The organism is Nocardioides sp. Z24_21, assembly GCF_058134345.1.
Map to the genome: position 1 here is coordinate 67,969 of NZ_JBYTTH010000004.1, position 17,808 is coordinate 85,776.

The 17,808-nt window shown below is 73.8% G+C and carries 15 protein-coding genes; 3 read left to right on the top strand and 12 right to left on the bottom strand.

The window, feature by feature from the left end:
• Positions 1–48: 48 nt before the first annotated feature.
• From AC3X7Z_RS13845 to AC3X7Z_RS13885, 9 genes are all read right to left on the bottom strand, one after another.
• Positions 49–519: an SRPBCC family protein gene (locus AC3X7Z_RS13845; protein ID WP_489976286.1), complete on the bottom strand. Its 471-nt coding sequence runs from the start codon at positions 517–519 to the stop codon at positions 49–51.
• Positions 519–1,679 (bottom strand): acyl-CoA dehydrogenase family protein, encoded by a 1,161-nt coding sequence (locus AC3X7Z_RS13850; protein ID WP_489976287.1) that lies wholly within the window; start codon positions 1,677–1,679, stop codon positions 519–521. The genes AC3X7Z_RS13845 and AC3X7Z_RS13850 overlap by 1 nt, the downstream gene beginning before the upstream one ends.
• Positions 1,676–3,403, bottom strand: a complete 1,728-nt coding sequence (locus tag AC3X7Z_RS13855; protein WP_489976288.1) for an acyclic terpene utilization AtuA family protein — start codon at positions 3,401–3,403, stop codon at positions 1,676–1,678. The genes AC3X7Z_RS13850 and AC3X7Z_RS13855 overlap by 4 nt, the downstream gene beginning before the upstream one ends.
• Positions 3,400–4,179 carry a TIGR03084 family metal-binding protein gene (locus tag AC3X7Z_RS13860; RefSeq protein ID WP_489976289.1) on the bottom strand — a complete coding sequence of 260 codons (780 nt, stop codon included), beginning with the start codon at positions 4,177–4,179 and terminating at the stop codon, positions 3,400–3,402. Before AC3X7Z_RS13860 ends, AC3X7Z_RS13855 begins: the two co-directional genes overlap by 4 nt.
• Positions 4,176–4,856, bottom strand: a complete 681-nt coding sequence (locus AC3X7Z_RS13865) for a TetR/AcrR family transcriptional regulator (protein ID WP_489976290.1) — start codon at positions 4,854–4,856, stop codon at positions 4,176–4,178. Before AC3X7Z_RS13865 ends, AC3X7Z_RS13860 begins: the two co-directional genes overlap by 4 nt.
• A 291-nt stretch (positions 4,857–5,147) precedes the next feature.
• Positions 5,148–6,698 (bottom strand): hypothetical protein, encoded by a 1,551-nt coding sequence (locus tag AC3X7Z_RS13870; RefSeq protein ID WP_489976291.1) that lies wholly within the window; start codon positions 6,696–6,698, stop codon positions 5,148–5,150.
• Positions 6,682–7,380, bottom strand: a complete 699-nt coding sequence (locus AC3X7Z_RS13875; RefSeq protein ID WP_489976292.1) for an ABC transporter ATP-binding protein — start codon at positions 7,378–7,380, stop codon at positions 6,682–6,684. The genes AC3X7Z_RS13870 and AC3X7Z_RS13875 overlap by 17 nt, the downstream gene beginning before the upstream one ends.
• A 203-nt stretch (positions 7,381–7,583) precedes the next feature.
• A complete protein-coding gene (locus AC3X7Z_RS13880; RefSeq protein WP_489976293.1) occupies positions 7,584–9,812 on the bottom strand; it encodes a 3-hydroxyacyl-CoA dehydrogenase NAD-binding domain-containing protein in 2,229 nt (742 codons plus the stop codon).
• A 48-nt stretch (positions 9,813–9,860) separates the two neighbouring features.
• Positions 9,861–11,072: an acetyl-CoA C-acetyltransferase gene (locus AC3X7Z_RS13885; protein ID WP_186339498.1), complete on the bottom strand. Its 1,212-nt coding sequence runs from the start codon at positions 11,070–11,072 to the stop codon at positions 9,861–9,863.
• 105 nt (positions 11,073–11,177) lie between these two features.
• On the opposite strand from AC3X7Z_RS13885, the gene AC3X7Z_RS13890 reads away from it, so the two are divergent.
• Genes AC3X7Z_RS13890 through AC3X7Z_RS13900 form a run of 3 tightly spaced genes read left to right on the top strand, consistent with a single transcriptional unit; the run spans position 11,178 to position 14,056 of the window.
• Positions 11,178–11,789 (top strand): helix-turn-helix domain-containing protein, encoded by a 612-nt coding sequence (locus AC3X7Z_RS13890; protein ID WP_489976294.1) that lies wholly within the window; start codon positions 11,178–11,180, stop codon positions 11,787–11,789.
• On the top strand, positions 11,786–13,141 hold the full coding sequence (locus tag AC3X7Z_RS13895) for a cation:proton antiporter (RefSeq protein ID WP_186339499.1): 1,356 nt from the start codon (positions 11,786–11,788) through the stop codon (positions 13,139–13,141). The genes AC3X7Z_RS13890 and AC3X7Z_RS13895 overlap by 4 nt, the downstream gene beginning before the upstream one ends.
• Positions 13,142–13,153: 12 nt before the next feature.
• Positions 13,154–14,056 (top strand): NAD(P)H-binding protein, encoded by a 903-nt coding sequence (locus AC3X7Z_RS13900; protein ID WP_489976295.1) that lies wholly within the window; start codon positions 13,154–13,156, stop codon positions 14,054–14,056.
• Here AC3X7Z_RS13900 and AC3X7Z_RS13905 read toward each other — a convergent pair.
• The 3 genes from AC3X7Z_RS13905 to AC3X7Z_RS13915 form a co-directional block, all read right to left on the bottom strand.
• The gene (locus tag AC3X7Z_RS13905) at positions 14,039–14,725 is read right to left on the bottom strand and encodes a CPBP family intramembrane glutamic endopeptidase (RefSeq protein ID WP_489976296.1); all 687 of its coding nucleotides are present in this window, start codon (positions 14,723–14,725) and stop codon (positions 14,039–14,041) included. The genes AC3X7Z_RS13900 and AC3X7Z_RS13905 overlap by 18 nt on opposite strands.
• 48 nt (positions 14,726–14,773) lie before the next feature.
• Positions 14,774–15,838, bottom strand: coding sequence for an LLM class flavin-dependent oxidoreductase (locus AC3X7Z_RS13910; protein ID WP_489976297.1), 1,065 nt, complete (start codon positions 15,836–15,838; stop codon positions 14,774–14,776).
• A 277-nt stretch (positions 15,839–16,115) separates the two neighbouring features.
• Entirely contained in the window at positions 16,116–17,612 is a 1,497-nt protein-coding gene (locus tag AC3X7Z_RS13915) for a DEAD/DEAH box helicase (protein ID WP_489976298.1), read from the bottom strand.
• Positions 17,613–17,808 lie beyond the last annotated feature (196 nt).

Below are 17,808 nucleotides of genomic sequence, written 5' to 3' on the forward strand. Positions count from 1 at the left end.
GCGCGGCCTCGCCGGCCCCGTTCTCGGGTTGCGTGCTCACGTCTGCCGTCACTTCTCCAGCACCGCCTTCATCCTCTCGAGCGTGGTGCGCATTCCGCGCTTGTTGGTCCGGCCGCGCAGGGCTCCCAGCAGGAGCCAGTAGCCGCGCAGGAACCACACGGGCTCCAGCCGGAAGTACTCGGTCACCTCGGTGCCGCCGTCGCGCGGCTCCAGTCGGTAGCCCCAGTTGTTGACGGCCACGTCGGGGGTGCCGACGCTGAACTCGAAGACCCGCTCGGGCTCGCAGGCCGTCACCGTGCAGGCCGTCCAGTAGGTCGGGCCGACGCCGTTGCGCTTGACGTGGCCCTTGAACGTCGCGCCGACCTCGGGGCCGTCGGACCCGCGGGTCCAGCGCGCCTCGAACGTCTCGGGGCTGAACTCCCCGATGCGGGTGACGTCGCTGACCAGCGCCCACACCTCGCCGGGCGGGGCGTCGATCCAGAGCGTCACCTCGCCGGCGGGGTCGGGCAGCAGGCCCATCAGGCGCTCTTCCTCTGGGTGTAGCCGAGCAGCTTGGCCGCGAGGTCGCGCATCACCTCGTCGGCACCGCCGCCGATGGGCAGCAGCCGCGCGTCGCGGAAGTGCCGCTCGACCTCGGTGCCGTGCATGTAGCCGCTGCCGCCGTGCAGCTGCACCGCGCGGTCGCACACGTACGCCGCGGCGTCGACGCCCGTCTGCTTGGCCATCGTCACCTCCGCGATCGGCATCGTGCCGGCCGCGTGGAGGCGGGCGACCTGCCAGGCGTAGGCGCGCGCGACCTCGACGTGGCGGCGCATCTCGACGAGCGTGTGCTGCACGGTCTGGTTGGCGATCAGCGGGCGGCCGAAGGTCTCGCGGCTCCGGGCGTGCTCGACGGTCAGTGCGAGGGCGCGCGCGGCGATGCCGTAGCCGTGGACCGCCAGCGCGAGCCGCTCGGAGACGAACTGGCCGGCGATCTGGAGGAAGCCGCTGCCCTCGTCGCCGACGAGGTTGGCCACCGGCACCCGGGCGTCGGCGAAGCCGAGCTCGGCGGTGTCGGAGCAGTGCCAGCCCATCTTGGCCAGCGACCGGTCGACGGTGAAGCCGGGCGTGCCCTTCTCGACGACGAGTAGCGAGATGCCGCCGTGGCCGGGACCGCCGGTGCGCACCGCGACGGTGACGAAGTCGGCGCGCACGCCGGAGGTGATGAAGGTCTTGGCGCCGTTGACGACGTAGTGGTCGCCGTCGCGCACGGCGGTGGTGCGCAGGGCCGCGACGTCGGACCCGCCGCCGGGCTCGGTGATCGCGAGCGAGCCGATCATCTCGCCGGCCAGCGTCGGGCGTACGAAGCGCTCGATGAGGTCGGGGTTGCCGGAGGCGGCGATGTGGGGCACCGCGATGCCGGCGGTGAACAGGGTGGCCATCAGGCCGCTGGACGCGCCGGCGGCGAGCATCGACTCCTGCACGGCGACCGTGTCGAGCACGTCGCCGAGCCCGCCGACCTCCTCGGCGAAGCCGACGCCGATCAGGCCGAGCGCCCCCGCCTCGCGGTGGAGCTCGCGGGGCACCTCGCCGGCGTCCTCCCACGCCTGCAGGTGGGGCACGATCGCGCGGCGGGTGAACTCCGCGGCCAGGTCGGCGAGCGCCTGGCGCTCCTCCGTGTCGTGCTGCCAGCCGGTCATGCGATCTCCTCGGGGACGTCGACGTGGCGGCTGCGGGCCCACTCGCCGAGGCCCTTGGCCTGCGGGTCGAAGCGGGTCGACGCGGCGACGCCCGCGCCCAGCAGTCCGTGGATGACGACGTTGACGGCACCCAGGTCGGGCAGCGGGTGGACCTCGACGTCGAGGTCGCGCGCCTCGGGCAGCAGCGCCGCGACCCACCCCGGGGTGACGGTCCGCAGCAGCCAGTCGGTGCGCTCCGCGCGACGCTCGGCCGTGTGGGCGACCCACAGGCCGAGGTTGGCGTCGCCGCCCTTGTCGCCGGACCGGGCGTGCACCCACTCGCCCAGCGGCTGGCGCCGGGTCGCAGCAGGCCGCGGGAGCGGCGCGTGGGCCACGGGCGGGACGGCGGACGGCGCCTGCGTGGTCACCGGGTCGGCGATCACCTCGCGGGTGCCGTCGGCGTGCACGACCGTGTGGCTCACCTGGCTCCGCTCGACGTACTCCGGGCGGTAGACGCCGTAGGGCGTGGCCGGGCTGGGCGGACCCGTCATGGTGAAGCCGGGGTAGGACGCCAGCGCGAGCTCGACGGCCGGGCCGGTGAGGCCCTTGCCGGCGACCTTCGGGTCGGCGTCGCGCACGTCGCAGCGCAGCGTGGTCGACGCGCCCTGCTCGGTGTCGGCGTCGGGGCGCGGCAGCGGGCCCATCGTCCAGGTCACGTCGCCGGGGGCGCGCTCGCCCCACGCGGCCTCGAGCTGGCGGCGCACGAGCGCGGCCTTGGCCTCGATGTCGAGCCCGGTCAGCATGAACTCCACGCTGTTGCGCCAGCCCCCGAGCTCGTTGACGCAGACCTTGAGCTGCTCGGGCGGGGCCTCGCCGCGCACGCCGGTGACGCCCACGCGGTCGCGCCCCTGCTGCTCGAGCCGGATCGTGTCGAGCAGCGTGGTGACGTCGGGTCCGAGGTAGCGCGTGGACTGGATCTCGTAGACCAGCTGGGCGGTGACCGTGTCGAGCGTGACCGCCCCGCCGGTGCCCTCGTGCTTGGTGATGACGCACGAGCCGTCGGCCGCGACCTCGGCGATCGGGAAGCCGATCGGCGTGGTGAGGTCGAGGTCGCCGAAGCCGCTGAAGTTGCCGCCCGTCGCCTGCGCTCCGCACTCGATGACGTGGCCGGCGACCACGGCGCCGGCGAGGGCGTCGTAGGACGTCGCGTCCCAGCCGTGGTGGGCGATGCACGGGCCGACGACCAGGGAGGCGTCGGTGACGCGTCCGGTGACCACGATGTCGGCGCCGGCGCGCAGGGCCGAGGCGATGCCGAAGGCGCCGAGGTAGGCGTTGGCGGTCAGGGCGTTGTCGAACGCCAGGTGGCGCACGTCGTCGCCCTCGACGTGGGCGATGCGGGCGTCGAGGCCGAGGCCCGTGGCGACCTCGCGGAGCCTGTCGGCCAGGCCGGCGGGGTTGAGGCCGCCGGCGTTGGTGACGATGGTGACGCCCTTCTCGAGCGCGAGGGTGAGGGAGTCCTCGACCTGGCGCACGAAGGTGCGGGCGTAGCCGAGGGTGGGGTCCTTGAGCTGGTCCTTGCCGAGGATCAGCATGGTCAGCTCGGCGAGGTAGTCGCCGGTGATGACGTCGACACCCTGCCCGTCGGGTCCGGCGCCCTCGAGCATCTCGCGCATGGCGCTCAGCCGGTCGCCGTAGAAGCCCGAGACGTTGCCGATGCGCAGTGGTGGGCGGTGTGTCTCGATCATCGCGGCGCCCGCCCCTCGCCGGCCGGTCCGGCGAAGCACTGGGCGACGTCGAGCCAGCGGTCGGCGTCGGCGCCGGTGGCGACCAGGTCGGTGTCGGCGCGGTGGATGCGCTGGGTCACCAGGCGGCAGAAGTCGCCGGCCGAGCCGGTGACCACCTGGGCCGCGTCCTCCGGGCCCCAGGTCCACAGCTCGCCGGACGGGGCGACCAGCTCGAGCCGGAACTCCTCGCCCGGGGCCTCGAGGCCGTTGTTGGCGAAGGAGTAGTTGCGGGTGCGCACCCCGAGGTGGGCCACGTGGCGGATCGCGTCGGTGTCCTCGACCGGCGCGCCCAGCGCCTCGTGCACGTCGAGGCTGTGCGCCCAGGTCTCCATGAGCCGCGCCGTCGCCATCGAGGTGGCGCTCATCGGCGGACCGAACCACGGCATCCGCTCGCCCTGCGGGTAGGCCGTCAGGGCCGCCGCCAGCCGCGTACGCGCGTCGCGCCACCGCTCGAGCAGGGCGGGGTCGCGGCCGATCTCGAGCGCGCAGGCGTCGACGTACCCGGTCGGGTCGTTGATCGCCTCGAGGACGTAGCCGTCCCAGCGCTCCTTGTCGGTCGCGGCGGCCTCGGCCACCTCGTCGGTCCACGCCAGGTGCGCGACCTGGGTGGCGACGTCCCACCCGTCGGCCGGGGTGGGGGTGCGCCAGCCGTCGTCGTCGAGGCCCGAGACGAGCTGCTCGAGGCGGTCGCCCTCGGCGGCGAGGTCGGCGAGCACCTGGGTGAGGGTGTCGGTCATGTGGGGATCCCTGGGGCGTGGTGGGTCGGGGGGACGGGGGTGGTGTCGTCGGGCGGCGGGGCGTCCGGCTCGCGGTCGAGCTCGCGGTCGAGCACGTCGGCCCACTCGCGCAGGATCCGGCGGCGGCGCGCGGAGTCGTCGGAGATCGTCGAGGCGAGCCCGAGCCCGCGGACCAGGTCGAGGGTCGCCTGCACCAGCTCGCGTACGCCCGGCTGGGACTCGTCGGCGCCGAGCGCGGCGACGGTCATCCGGTGGGCCTCGCGGCCGACCCGCTGCTCGAGCGGGGCGACCGCGGCGAGCAGCGCCTCGTCGGTGCGGGCGGCGACCCACAGCTCGAGCGCGGCGGCGAAGACGGGTGAGGCGAAGTGGTCGCCGAGCATCTCGACCACGGCCCGGGTGCGCCGGGCGCCGGTCGGCAGCTGGGCGACGGCAGCGGCCAGCTCGGCGCCGCGCCGCTCGGTGAGGTGCTCGACGGCGGCGACGACGAGGTCGTTCTTGGTCGGGAAGTGGTGCAGCTGGGCGCCGCGGCTCACGCCCGCGCGCTCGGAGACCAGCGTCGTGGTCGTCCCCGCGAAGCCGCGCTCCACCAGCAGCTCGACGGTCGCCTCGAGCAGCCGGGCCCGCATCGCGCGGGTGCGGTCCGCCTGCGGGACGCGCGTCGGGGCCGGTGGGGTCATGGGCGTCAGCCTGCCGGGGAACAAACAAACAGTCAAGCCTGACTTTTAGTGGGCGCGTCCGGCGCCCGCGCCGGGTCGCGACGTGGCGCTCCCGCTCGTCGATGGGCGGTGGGATCGGCGGGTCAGCCGCGTTCGACCCCGACTTGTCGGCGTAGTCCGACACCTCGAGGGGGTTGCAACCGCCTCCAGGTGTCGGAGTCCCCGCTCGAGCGGGGACTCCGACAGGCCGGGCAGGCCCGACAGGCCGGGCAGGCCCGACAGGCCCGGCAGCTCCGACAGGCCCCCCGAGCCTCAGACCGCGGCCACCGTCAGCACCACGCGCGCGCGCTCGTCGGGGGCGAGCCACCGGCGACGGGCGCGGAGCAACCGGCGCGACGACCAGGCCAGGAACGGGAGTGCCACGGCGACCGGCAGCCAGGCGTACGGCAGCGCAGCGAGGCCGGTGAACAGCATCGCGGTCAGCGTCGTGACCAGCGAGAGCCGGCCGGCGTACCCCGCCATCGCGGCGTGCGGGGCGGGCGTCGCCCGGGGCGAGGACAGGTCGGCGGAGTAGGGCGAGCGGATCGACCAGGTCATCACGACCGCCAGCACCTGCACGAGCACGACCAGCCAGCACGACGCGACGGCGACGCCCGTCACGAGCGGCGGCAGGCCGTTGCGGAGCAGGGCCAGCACGACGGTCACGCCCGACACCAGCACCATGCACTCGGCGACGACGACCGCGCGTACGCCGAACACGTCGGCGGCGGGCACCGGCAGCGTCTCGCGCCAGACCATGCCCTTGCCGTCGAGGCACCAGGCGTTGACGCCGAAGAGCAGCGCCGCGCCGCTCGCGGTCAGCCCGGGCAGCAGCAGCACCGTCGACCACTCGAGGCCGGCGACCAGCGCGACCAGACCGGGACCCAGGCCCAGGACCAGCAGGCCGCGCCGCATGCCGACCGAGCGCCACACCGAGCCGCGGTCGAGGCGGCGCAGCAGTGCGCGGTCCGCGGAGCCCCAGCGTGGCGCCGGAGCGGGCCGCGCCTCGTGCACGCCCGACTGCGTCCGCAGCTCCTCGCGCGGCGGCAGACCCAGCGCCCACGCCGCCGGCCGCGCCCCCAGGACCACGGTCGCCACAGCGAGGACGAGGAGCAGGAGCACGACGGTCGGCCAGCGCCCGGTCCGGGCGGCGTCGGCGACCCACGTCGTCGGCAGCGCCCGCGCCAGCGGTGCGAGGTGCCCGGCGAGGTGCAGGCCGGCGAGCATCACGACGACCGCGCCACCGACCACCCGGACGACGACCACGCCGCGCGCGGTGCGACGTACGCCCTCGACCGCCCAGCCGACGGCCTGGCCGACTGCGGTCGCGAGGACGGCCCAGGCCAGCACGACGAGCTGGGCGCCGAGGAGGCGGCCGGGCGGCGCGACCAGCGCGGTGACCGCGAGGAGGCTCCAGACCTGCACCAGCCAGGCCAGGTTGAGCGGGGCGAGCAGCAGCGCGCCGAGGTGCTCGGTCACCGGACCTATCGGGTGGACCGCGGCCTCGCCGCGCGACAGCAGCTCGCGTCCGCCGCCGCTGCCCAACGCGGCGCCGACCGCCAGCACGAGGAAGCCGGCGAAGGCGGCACCGAGGTTGGACTCGAGGGCGGCCAGTGCCCGCTCGAGCGCGGGCGACCCCACCGCGTCGAGGTCGATCCGCGCGGGGCCGACGGCGAAGGCGAGGCTGAGCGTCAGCACGACGCCCAGGCCGAGCACGGCGGGGCCGCGACGGCGTACGGTCCCGGTCCGGAACGCCAGGAGGTGGCCGGTGTCGCGCGCCGCGTCGAGCCAGCCGCGCGGACCCGTGTCAGTCGAGGAGCGCACGATAGGCCTCGCCGGTGAGGTCGGCGGCCTGCATCGCGGCGACCCGGTTGCCGCCGCGCAGCACGACCGCGTCGCCGCAGGCCTCGAGGGCCAGGTCGCGCAGGTGGGTGGAGAGGAGGACGCAGGCGCCGCGGGCGCGCGCGTCGGCGACGACCTCGAGGGTCGCCTCGACACCGAGGGGGTCGACGCCGTCGAAGGGCTCGTCGAGCAGCAGGACGGAGGGCTCGTGGAGCGCGGCGAGGACCACGCTGAGCCGGCGGCTCATGCCGTGGCTGAAGCCGCCGACCACGCGGTGGGCGACGTCGCCCAGCTCGAAGCGTTCGAGCAGGTCGCGGCCGCGCTCCTCCCACGCCTCCAGCCGGCGCAGGCGGGCGCTGAGCTGGAGGTGCTCGAACGGCGTGGCGCGCGGCACCAGTCCACCGACGTCGGGGCAGTAGCCGACCGCGCGCTTGACGCCGAGGACGTCGGTCGCGGCGTCGTGGCCCGCGACGGTGACCTGACCGGAGGTCGGCGGCACGACCCCGGCGAGCACCTTCATGGTGGTCGACTTGCCGGCGCCGTTGCGGCCCAGGAGCGCGGTGGCGCGGCCGCTGCCCGCGGACAGGTCGACGCCGGAGACCGCCTCGACGCCTCCGAAGCGGACGTGCAGGTCTCGGACGACGACGGCTGGGGTCTGGCTCACCGCACGATTCTGGCCGAGTGGGCGCGTCCTCACCCCCAGAACGCGTCGAGTCGGCGCATCCTCGCGCCCACCGGGCGTCGAGTCGGCGCATCCTGACCGCCGCGGTGTCAGGACGCGCCGACTCGACCCTGTCTGGGCGTCAGGACGCGCCGACTCGACCCTGTCTGGGCGTCAGGACGCGCCGACTCGACCCTGTCTGGGCGTCAGGCGGGGAAGGAGCCGCCCTGCGCCGCGAGGTCGCGGAGGTAGGCGGTCGGGCGGAAGCGCTCGCCGTAGGTGTCGGCCAGCTCGTCGGCACGGTCGCAGAAGGCCGGGAGCCCGACGGGGCCGACGCCGTGGCCGGTGTCGTCCAGCGCCTGCCAGCCGGTCATGAACTGGGCCGCTCCGCCGGTCAGGGCGGGGAAGCCGATGCCCATGATCGAGCCGATGTTGGCCGCGGCGGCCGAGGTGATCACGCCCTCCTCGAAGCACTTCGCGGTCTCGAGCGCCTCGATGAACAGCATCCGGTCGCGCACGTCGCGGATCGGGGGCTGCTCCTCGGCGACCGGGAACGTCTCGGCGAGTCCGGGCCACAGGCCGGTGCGCTTGCCGGCCTCGTCGTAGTCGTAGAACCCGGCGCCCTTGAGCCGCGACGGGCGGCCGAGCGCGAGCATCGTGTCGACGACCGCGGACGAGGGGTCGGCGGAGACGTCCTTGCCCTCGGCCCGCCACGCCGCCTCGTTGGCGACGCGGATCTTCTTCATCAGCTCGAGGTTGAGCTCGTCGCTGATCTGCAGCGGACCGACCGGGAAGCCGGCCGACGTCGCCGCCCGCTCCAGCGAGACCGGGTTGACGCCCTCGGCCAGCATGGTGAGGCCCTCGTTGATCTGGGTGCCGATCACGCGCGAGGTGTAGAAGCCGCGCGAGTCGTTGACCACGATCGGCGTCTTGCGGATCTGCTGCACGACGTCGTACGCCTTGGCGAGCGCGACGTCGGAGGTCTCCGCGCCGCGGATGATCTCGACGAGCGGCATCTTGTCGACCGGGCTGAAGAAGTGCAGGCCGATGAAGTCGGCCGGGCGGTCGACGCCCTTGGCCAGCTCGGTGATCGGCAGCGTCGAGGTGTTGGAGCACAGCAGCGCGTCGGGCTCGACGAAGGACGCCACCTCGGCGAACACCGTGGCCTTGAGCGACGGGTCCTCGAAGACCGCCTCGATCACCAGGTCGCAGCCGGCGAGGTCGGCGGCGTCGGCGGTCGGCATGATGCGGCCCAGCAGCTCGTCGGCCTTCTCCTGGGTGATCTTGCCGCGCTCCACGCCCTTGGCGTTGAGGCCGGCGGTGTAGGCCTTGCCCTTCTCGGCCGCCTCGAGGGAGACGTCCTTGAGCACCACCTGCATGCCGGCACGGGCGCACGAGTAGGCGATGCCGGCGCCCATCATCCCGGCGCCGAGCACGGCGACCTTGGTCCCCTGCCACTTCTCGACGCCCTGCGGGCGCAGCGAGCCGGAGTTGATCGCCTGCAGGTCGAAGAAGAACGCCTGCATCATGTTCTTGGCCTGCTGGCTGACCACCAGGCTGGTGAAGTAGCGGCTCTCGATGCGCGAGGCGGTGTCGACGTCGACCTGCGCCCCCTCGACCGCGGCGCTCATGATCGCGCGCTGGGCGGGGTAGACCGCGCCCTTGGTCTGCTTGCGCAGCAGCGCCGGGAACGCCGGCAGGAACTGCGCGAGCGCCGGGGTGCGCGGGGTGCCGCCGGGCATCTTGTAGCCCGCCCGGTGCCACGGGTTCTTCGCTGCGTCCTCGTCGTCGCGGTGCTCCAGGATCCAGGCCCGGGCGGCCGGGACGAGCTCCTCGCGGGTCGCGACGAGCTCGTCGACGAGCCCCTTGGCGAGCGCCCCCTGCGGATTGAACTGGGTGCCCGGCATGAGGACGTCCATCAGCGCGGTCTGCAGGCCGAGCATGCGTACGACGCGGGTGACCCCGCCGCCGCCGGGCAGCAGGCCGAGCGACGCCTCGGGCAGGCCGATCTTGACCGACCGGTCGTCGACGGCGATGCGGCGGTTGGCCGCGAGCGCGATCTCGAGGCCGCCGCCGAGCGCGGCGCCGTTGATGGCCGCGACGACGGGGCGCGGGAACGTCTCCAGACGGCGCAGGCTCGCCTTGATCGCCTCGGCCATCGAGAAGATCTCCGCCGCGTCGTCGGGCGTCGCCTTCATCATGCTCTTGAGGTTGCCGCCGGCGAAGAAGGTCTTCTTCGCGCTGGTCAGCACGACGCCGACGACGTCGTCCTGCTCGTCGTAGAGCCGCTGGACCGCGGCCTCCATCGACGACAGGTAGAGCTCGTTCATCGTGTTGGCGCTGGCGGTGGGGTCGTCGAGCGTCAGGGTGACGATGCCGTCGGCGTCGCGGTCGTAGCGGACGGCGGTCTGGGTCTCGGTGCTGGCGGTGCTCATGCGGAGGTCCTGTCTGGCGGAGCGAGGAGGGGCAGGAGGAGGCGCGGCTCAGACGAGCTCGACGATGGTGGCGATGCCCATCCCGCCACCGACGCACAGCGTGGCGAGGCCGCGCTTCTGGTCGCGGCGGGCGAGCTCGTCGACGAGGGTGCCGAGGATCATCGCGCCGGTGGCGCCGAGGGGGTGGCCCATCGCGATCGCGCCGCCGTTGACGTTGGTGACGTCGTGGCTGATGCCCATGTCGCGCATGAAGCGCATCGCGACGGCGGCGAACGCCTCGTTGATCTCCCAGAGGTCGATGTCGTCGACCTCGAGGCCGGCCCGGGCCAACGCCTTGCGCGCAGCGGGCGCGGGACCGGTGAGCATGATCGTGGGGTCGGCGCCCGAGACGGCGGTCGAGATGATCCGCGCCCGCGGGGTCAGGCCGAGCGACGTCCCGACCTCCTCGGTGCCGATCGCGACGATGGCGGCGCCGTCGACGATGCCGGAGGAGTTGCCGGCGTGGTGCACGTGGTCGATCGCGGGGACCCAGTGGTACTTCTCGAGCGCGACGTCGTCGAAGCCGGCGTCGCGGCCGATCTGCGCGAACGACGGGCGGAGCCCGGCGAGCCCCTCGACCGACGTGTCGGGGCGCACGGTCTCGTCGCGGTCGAGCACGGTCACGCCGGCGAGGTCCCTGACCGGGACCACGGAGCGGTCGAAGTAGCCGTTGGCCCAGGCCTTGGCGGCCCGGTGGTGCGACTCGGCGGCGTAGGCGTCGACGTCCTCACGACCCCAGCCCTCGATGGTCGCGATCAGGTCGGCGCCGATGCCCTGCGGCACGAAGCCGGTCTGCAGCGCGGTCGCCGGGTCCATCGCCCAGGCGCCGCCGTCGCTGCCCATCGGCACGCGGCTCATCGACTCGACGCCACCGGCCAGGACGAGGTCCTCGAAGCCGGAGCGCACCCGCTGCGCGGCCTGGTTGACGGCCTCCAGCCCGGAGGCGCAGAAGCGGTTGAGCTGCACGCCGGCGACGGTCTCGGGGTAGCCGGCCTTGAGCGCGGCGGTCTTGGCGATGTCGCCGCCCTGGTCGCCGATGGGGGTCACGACACCGAGCACGACGTCGTCGACGCGGCTCGGGTCGAGCGTGGGGTTGCGGGTCTTGAGCTCGTCGAGGAGTCCGACGACCAGGTCGACCGGCTTCACCTCGTGGAGCGTGCCGACGGCCTTGCCGCGGCCGCGAGGTGTGCGGATGTGGTCGTAGACGAATGCTTCTGCCATGCGGCCGATTGTGACACCATTACTGTCACAGTCCAACAGGTGTGGCGCGGGTCACCCACCCCACGGGGTCTCCGGCGACACCGCCGCAGACGAGAGGATGGTCCGGTGGAGACCGAGCTGCACGCCGACCAGCCGACGCGGCGCGACGACGAGCTGCTCACCCTCGACCAGCTCACCGAGCGCACCGGCGTCAGCGCGCGCAACGTGCGCTTCTACGCCTCCCGCGGCCTCGTGCCGCCGCCCGTGCGCCGCGGCCGCTCGGGCTACTACGGCCCCGACCACGTCGCCCGGCTCGAGCTCGTGCGCGAGCTGCAGGGCCACGGCTTCACGCTGTCGGCGATCGAGCGCTACGTCGAACAGATCCCGGCCACCGCCACGCCGTCCGACATCGCGCGCCACCTCTCGCTCCTCGCGCCGGTCACCGGCGACCGCGACGTCGACGTCCCCGGCGGCCTGTCGGGGATGGGCATCTCCCCCGAGGCCGCCGCGGCCGTCGCGGAGGTCTACGCCGCCCACGGGCGCCAGGTCGCCGAGGAGCTCTCCGAGATCGTGCGCACCAAGGTCTGGCCCCAGTTCCGCGAGGCCGGCTACACCGCCGAGCAGCTGCGCGAGTTCATCCACCGGCTCAAGCCGCTCACCATCGCGGGACTGGTGACGGCCTACGAGCAGGCGATCGACGAGAGCCAGGCGGCGTACGACGGCAGGCGGCCGCGATGACGGGCGGGGCGGTCTACCTCCTGCTCGGCCTGTCCCTGCTCCTCGCGATCGTCCTGCCCCAGCTGGTCCACCGGGTCCCGGTGTCGCCGCCCATGGTGCTCGTCGCCCTCGGCATGGCCATCGGCCTGCTGCCGATCGACGACTCGGTGAGCCTCGACCCGCAGGACCACCACACCCTGATCACCCACGTCACCGAGTTCACGGTGCTGGTCTCGCTGATGGGCGTCGGCCTGGCGATCGACCGCCGCTTCGATCCCCGGTCGTGGCGCTCGTGGCTGTCCTGGTCGCCGGTGTGGCGGCTACTGCTGGTCGCCATGCCGCTGACCATCCTCGGCGTCGCGCTGATCGGCTGGTGGGTCGCCGGGCTGGTGCCGGCCGTCGCCCTGCTCCTCGGCGCCGCGCTCGCGCCCACCGACCCGGTGCTCGCCTCCGACGTGCAGGTCGGCGAGCCGCTGACCGAGGACGTCGACGACGGCGAGGGTCCCGGCCCGACGCGCCGCGACGACGAGGACGACGACATCCGGTTCTCGCTGACCGCGGAGGCCGGGCTCAACGACGGCCTCGCCTTCCCCTTCGTGCACCTCGCCCTGCTGCTGCTCGCCGGCGGGTTCGGCCTCGCGGACGCGGGCGCCTGGCTCGGCTGGTACGTCCTCGGCAAGATCGCCATCGGCGTCGTGGTGGGCCTCGCGATCGGATGGCTGCTGGGCCGGCAGGCCTTCCGCTCCCGCAGCGACTCGCTCCGGCTCGCCGACCACGGGGAGCCGATGCTGGCGCTCGCCGCGCTGCTCGCGGCGTACGGCGCCACGGAGGTGGTCGGCGGCTACGGCTTCCTCGGCGTCTTCGTGTGCGCGATGAGCCTGCGCGCCACCCACCGCGGCCACTCCTACCAGCGCGCGATGCACGGAGTCGTCGAGCGCCTGGAGCGGCTGATGACCCTGCTCGTGCTGCTGGTGCTGGGCATGGCGATGACCCGTGGGCTCCTCGAGCACCTCGACTGGCGCGGCGTGGCCGTGGGCCTGGGACTCGTCCTCGTCGTACGCCCCCTCGCCGGCTGGATCGCCGTGGGCGTGCTGCCCCGCAGCGAGCATCTCGACGGGGGCCTCAACCGCGGGGAGATGGCGGCCGTGTCGTTCTTCGGGGTCCGGGGCGTGGGGTCGCTGTTCTACCTCGGCTACGCCGTCAGCCACGAGCACGTGCCGGGTGAGGCGTGGCTGTGGTCGACGGTCGCCTTCACGGTGATCGCGTCGGTGCTGCTGCACGGCGTCACCGCGACCCCGGCGATGGCGCGGCTCGACGCCCGCCGCGCGGCCCGCGCCTCGGCTCGATCGACCGGCGGGTCAGGACCCGCCTGACAGCATGGCCGCATGGCCACCGTCCTCGTCACCGGCGCCACCGGCTTCATCGGCCGCCGCCTGGTCCCCGCCCTGATCGACGCCGGCCACGACGTCCGGGCGATGACCCGGCGCCCGGAGTCGTACGACGGCCCGGGCGAGCCGGTCGGGGCCGACGTCGGCGACCGCGCGTCGCTCGACGAGGCGCTGCGCGGCGTGGACGTGGCGATCTACCTCGTCCACTCCCTCGACGACCCCGACTTCGAGCGCAAGGACGCCGACGCGGCGCGCAGCTTCAGCGCCGCCGCGGCGGCGGCCGGGGTGCGGCAGATCGTCTACATGGGCGGTCTCGGCGACGACGGCGACCAGCTGTCCGCCCACCTGCGCTCGCGCCGCGAGGTCGAGGAGCTGCTGGCTCGCGACGGCGTGCCCGTGACCGTGCTGCGCGCGGCGATCGTCGTGGGCCACGGCGGCATCTCGTGGGAGATGACCCGCCAGCTCGTCAAGAACCTGCCCGCCATGGTGGTGCCCAGGTGGGTCGCGACGCGCACCCAGCCGATCGCCATCGACGACGTCGTGCGCTACCTCGCCGGGGTCGTCGACCATCCCGACGCCCTCGGCCGGGTCTTCGAGATCGGCGGCACCGAGCAGCTCACCTACCTCGACATGATGAGGGTGGCCGCCGAGGCGGCCGGCGGACGCCGCATCCCCATCGTGGTGGTGCCCGTGCTGACGCCGCGGCTGTCGTCGTACTGGCTGGCGCTGGTCACCGACGTCGACGCCACGACCGGGCGCAACCTCATCGACTCGATGTCGACCGAGGTGGTCGTGCGCGACACCTCGATCCGCGACGTCGTGCCCGGGGAGCCGCTGTCCTACCGCGAGTCGGTGCGCCGGGCGCTGGCCGAGCGGGCGGCCTCAGAAGAGCAGCGGTAGCAGGAACAGCATCGAGAGCGACCAGGTGATGTGGGTCAGGATCGGCGCCAGCACGCCGCCGCTGGCCCGTCGTTCCAGGCCGCAGACCGTGCCGAGCAGGATGGCGGCGAAGGCCAGCATCACGTTGCCGGTGGCCAGCGTCGCCACGACGTAGGCGAGCGTGGTCCACAGGACCGGGTGACGCGGGATCGCGGCGTACATCGCGCCCCGGAAGAACAGCTCCTCGGCGATGCCGTTGACGAACGTGATGGCGGCCAGCAGCGTCAGCGAGCCCTGGTCGGCGTACTCCAGGACCGAGCTGACGTAGGTCGCCAGCGGGTCGATCTCGCGCACCACCAGCGCGCCGAGGACGAAGACCCCGACCATCAGCAGCCCGAGCATGATCGGCGCCAGGATCGGCCGGATGAACACCTCGCCGTCGCCGGCGATCCGGCCGAGGTGGAGCCGGCCGGACAGGAACGCGCCGGCCGCCCAGACGCCGGCCAGCACGACCGCGGCGACGTAGAAGGTGCTGCCGCCCGGCTCGAGGCGCAGCGACCACCCCAGGACGATCGCCCCGACGAGGACGACGACCCCCGCGACGACCTGCCGCCGGCGGAAGGCGGCGGCGGTGTCACGTTGGTCGCGCGGGACGACGTCCCACAGCGACCGCTGGATCCAGGAGCGCATGTCGGCCAGCCTAGGAGGGCGCTGCCAGCGCGGCTGGGCGCACTCGGGCTAGGACGACGCGAGGAGCTCGCGCACCCGCGGCACGACCTCCTCGCCGTAGAGGCGCACCGACTCCATGCGGTGCTCGTGCGCGAGCCCGCCGACGGAGTACTTCAGCTGGAAGCGGGAGAGCCCCAGCGTCCGCGCCGCCCAGGCGATCTTCTGCGCGACCGTCTCCGGCGAGCCGACGAACAGCGCGCCCTGCGGCGCGGCGGCCTGCTCGAACTGGATGCGGGAGTAGGGCGGCCAGCCGCGCTCGCGGCCCAGCCGGGTGTAGAGCTCGGCCTGGTGGGGGTAGAGCTGCTCGCGCGCCTCGTCGTCGGTGGCGGCGACGTGGCCCGGGGAGTGCATGCCGATCGGCAGCTCGGGCAGGTCCATGCGCCCGAGCGCCTCGCGGTAGAGCTCGGCGAGCTGGACGAACGACGCGGGCGAGCCGCCGATCACCGCCAGCATCAGCGGCATGCCGTACTGCGCGGCGCGCACCACCGACTGCGGTGTGCCGCCGACGCCGATCCACGCCGGCACGCGGCCGGCCGCCGTGGTCGGGTAGACGCGCTGGGCGGAGAGCGGCGGCCGGACGGTGCCCTCCCAGGTCACCGGGCCCTCGTCCTGCAGCGCGGCGAAGAGGTCGAGCTTCTCGGCGAAGAGCCGGTCGTAGTCGGAGAGCTCGAGACCGAAGAGGCCGAAGGACTCGACGAACGAGCCGCGCCCGAGCTGCACCTCGGCCCGCCCGCCCGACACGGCGTCCAGGGTGGCGAAGCGCTGGTAGACGCGGATCGGGTCGTCGGAGGACAGCACGGTCACGCCGGTGCCGAGGCGGATCCGCTCGGTCTGCCCGGCGATCGCGGCGAGCACGACGTCGGGGGCGGAGATCGCGAAGTCGGGGCGGTGGTGCTCGCCGAGGCCGAGGTAGTCGACGCCGACCCGGTCGGCGAGCACCGCCTCGGCGACGACCTGGCGGAGCGTCTCCGGGTGGTTGCCCGGGGCGCCCTCGGTCGGGGCGTCGCCGAACGTGTCGAGGCCCAGCGTGGGGTGCTCGCGCGTACCGAGCACGGAGAAGTCGAAGTCGGCCATGGGTCCGCCCTCCTTGGTTGGTTGAAGCGTGAACCATCGGGGCCGGCCGGGCATTCCGGACAGCACACTGGCCCGTGAGTCCCTGAGGGACTCACGGGCCAGTGGCGGTGGATCGAGGCCGTCGGTGGACGGTGAGGCTCAGGGAGACTCAGGGCCCAGGGCGGCGTTGGTTCATCAAGGTATGCAGGCCTACCTGCACCTCCCACGGCGAATTCAGCGAGGGAAGCGCAGGTTCAGCGACATACCGTGATGAAACGTCGGGGGGCCGAGCGCCAGGTCAGCGACCGCGGCTGAACGACGACGCGCTGTGCGCGCGACCGCCCTGCGAGGTGCCGGCCGAGGCGCCGCCGCCCGAGCCGCCGCTGCGGCCCCGGCGCTGACCGCCGGAGGACTGGCCGCCCTTGGCCGACTGCCCCCCGGACGCGGCGGAGGAGCGGCGCTGGCCGCCCTGGCCGCGGGGCTGTCCGCCCTGGCCACCCTGACCGCTGCCGCCCTGGCCGCTGCTCCTGCCGCGACCACGCGACCTGTTGCGGCCACCGGCACCGCCGCCGGCGCGAGCGCCCTGGGCGCCGGCACCGGTCGGGGTCTCGACCACGAGACCGCCGGGGACGAGGGTCCGCTCACCGGGGGCGAGCTGGACCAGCACCGGGTGGCTGGGGCCGTTGACCTTGGTGGTGGTCGGCTTGATGCCGGCCAGACGGGTCAGGTCGCGCACGTCGCGCACCTGCTCGTCGGTCATCAGGGTGATGACGGTGCCCTCGTTGCCCGCGCGCGCCGTACGGCCCGAGCGGTGGAGGTAGGCCTTGTGCTCGACCGGCGGGTCGGCGTGGACCACGAGGGCGACGTCGTCGACGTGGATGCCGCGCGCGGCGATGTCGGTCGCGACCAGCGTGGTGGCGTGGCCGGCGTGGAAGGCCTCCATGTTGCGGGTGCGGGCGTTCTGCGACAGGTTGCCGTGCAGCTCGACGCTGGGCACGCCCGACTTGTTGAGCTGGCGGGCCAGCGCCTTGGCGCCGTACTTGGTGCGGGTGAAGACCACCGTGCGGCCCGGGGCCGAGGTGAGGTCGACCAGCACCGGCACCCGCTGCTCGCGCGAGAGGTGCAGCACGTGGTGGTGCATCGTGGCGACCGGCGACTGCGCCGAGTCGGCCTCGTGGGTGACCGGGTTGGTCAGGAAGCGCTTGACCAGCACGTCGATCGCCTTGTCGAGCGTGGCCGAGAAGAGCAGGCGCTGACCCGACTGCGGGGTCTTGTCCATGATGCGGCGCACGCCCGGCAGGAAGCCGAGGTCGGCCATGTGGTCGGCCTCGTCGAGGATCGTCATCTCGACGGCGGAGAGGTCGGCGTAGCCCTGGCCCATCAGGTCCTCGAGGCGCCCGGGGCAGGCGATGACGACGTCGACGCCCTTCTTCAGCGCGGTGACCTGGGGGTTCTGGCCGACGCCGCCGTAGACCACGACGGTCGACAGGCCGGCGGCCTTGGCGAGCGGGACGAGGGCGGCGTGGATCTGGCCGACGAGCTCGCGCGTCGGCGCCAGGATCAGCGCGCGCGGCTTGCGCGGCATGGCCGGCATCTTCGACGCGTCGAGGCGGGCCACGAGCGGGAGCAGGAACGCGTACGTCTTGCCGGAGCCGGTGCGGCCGCGGCCGAGGACGTCGCGACCGGCGAGGCTGTCAGGCAGCGTCGCGGCCTGGATCGGGGTGGGAGTGGTGATGCCCTGCTGCTCGAGGATCTGCGCGAGCGAGGACGGAACGCCGAGGGCGGCGAAGTTCATGTGACTGCTTTCGGTTGGCGTCTCGCCACCGTGAGCCGCGATGTGCGTGGAACGGACGTACGCGGCGTACGTGCCTCAGAAGTGAGGAAAGGTCCGCAAGGACCTGCGCCCGGGGCAAGACCGGCCGGGCGTCTGAGAGACCCACGCTACCGGTGCGGATGGTGTTCGTGTGAATTTCCCGCGCGGTGACGCTCGC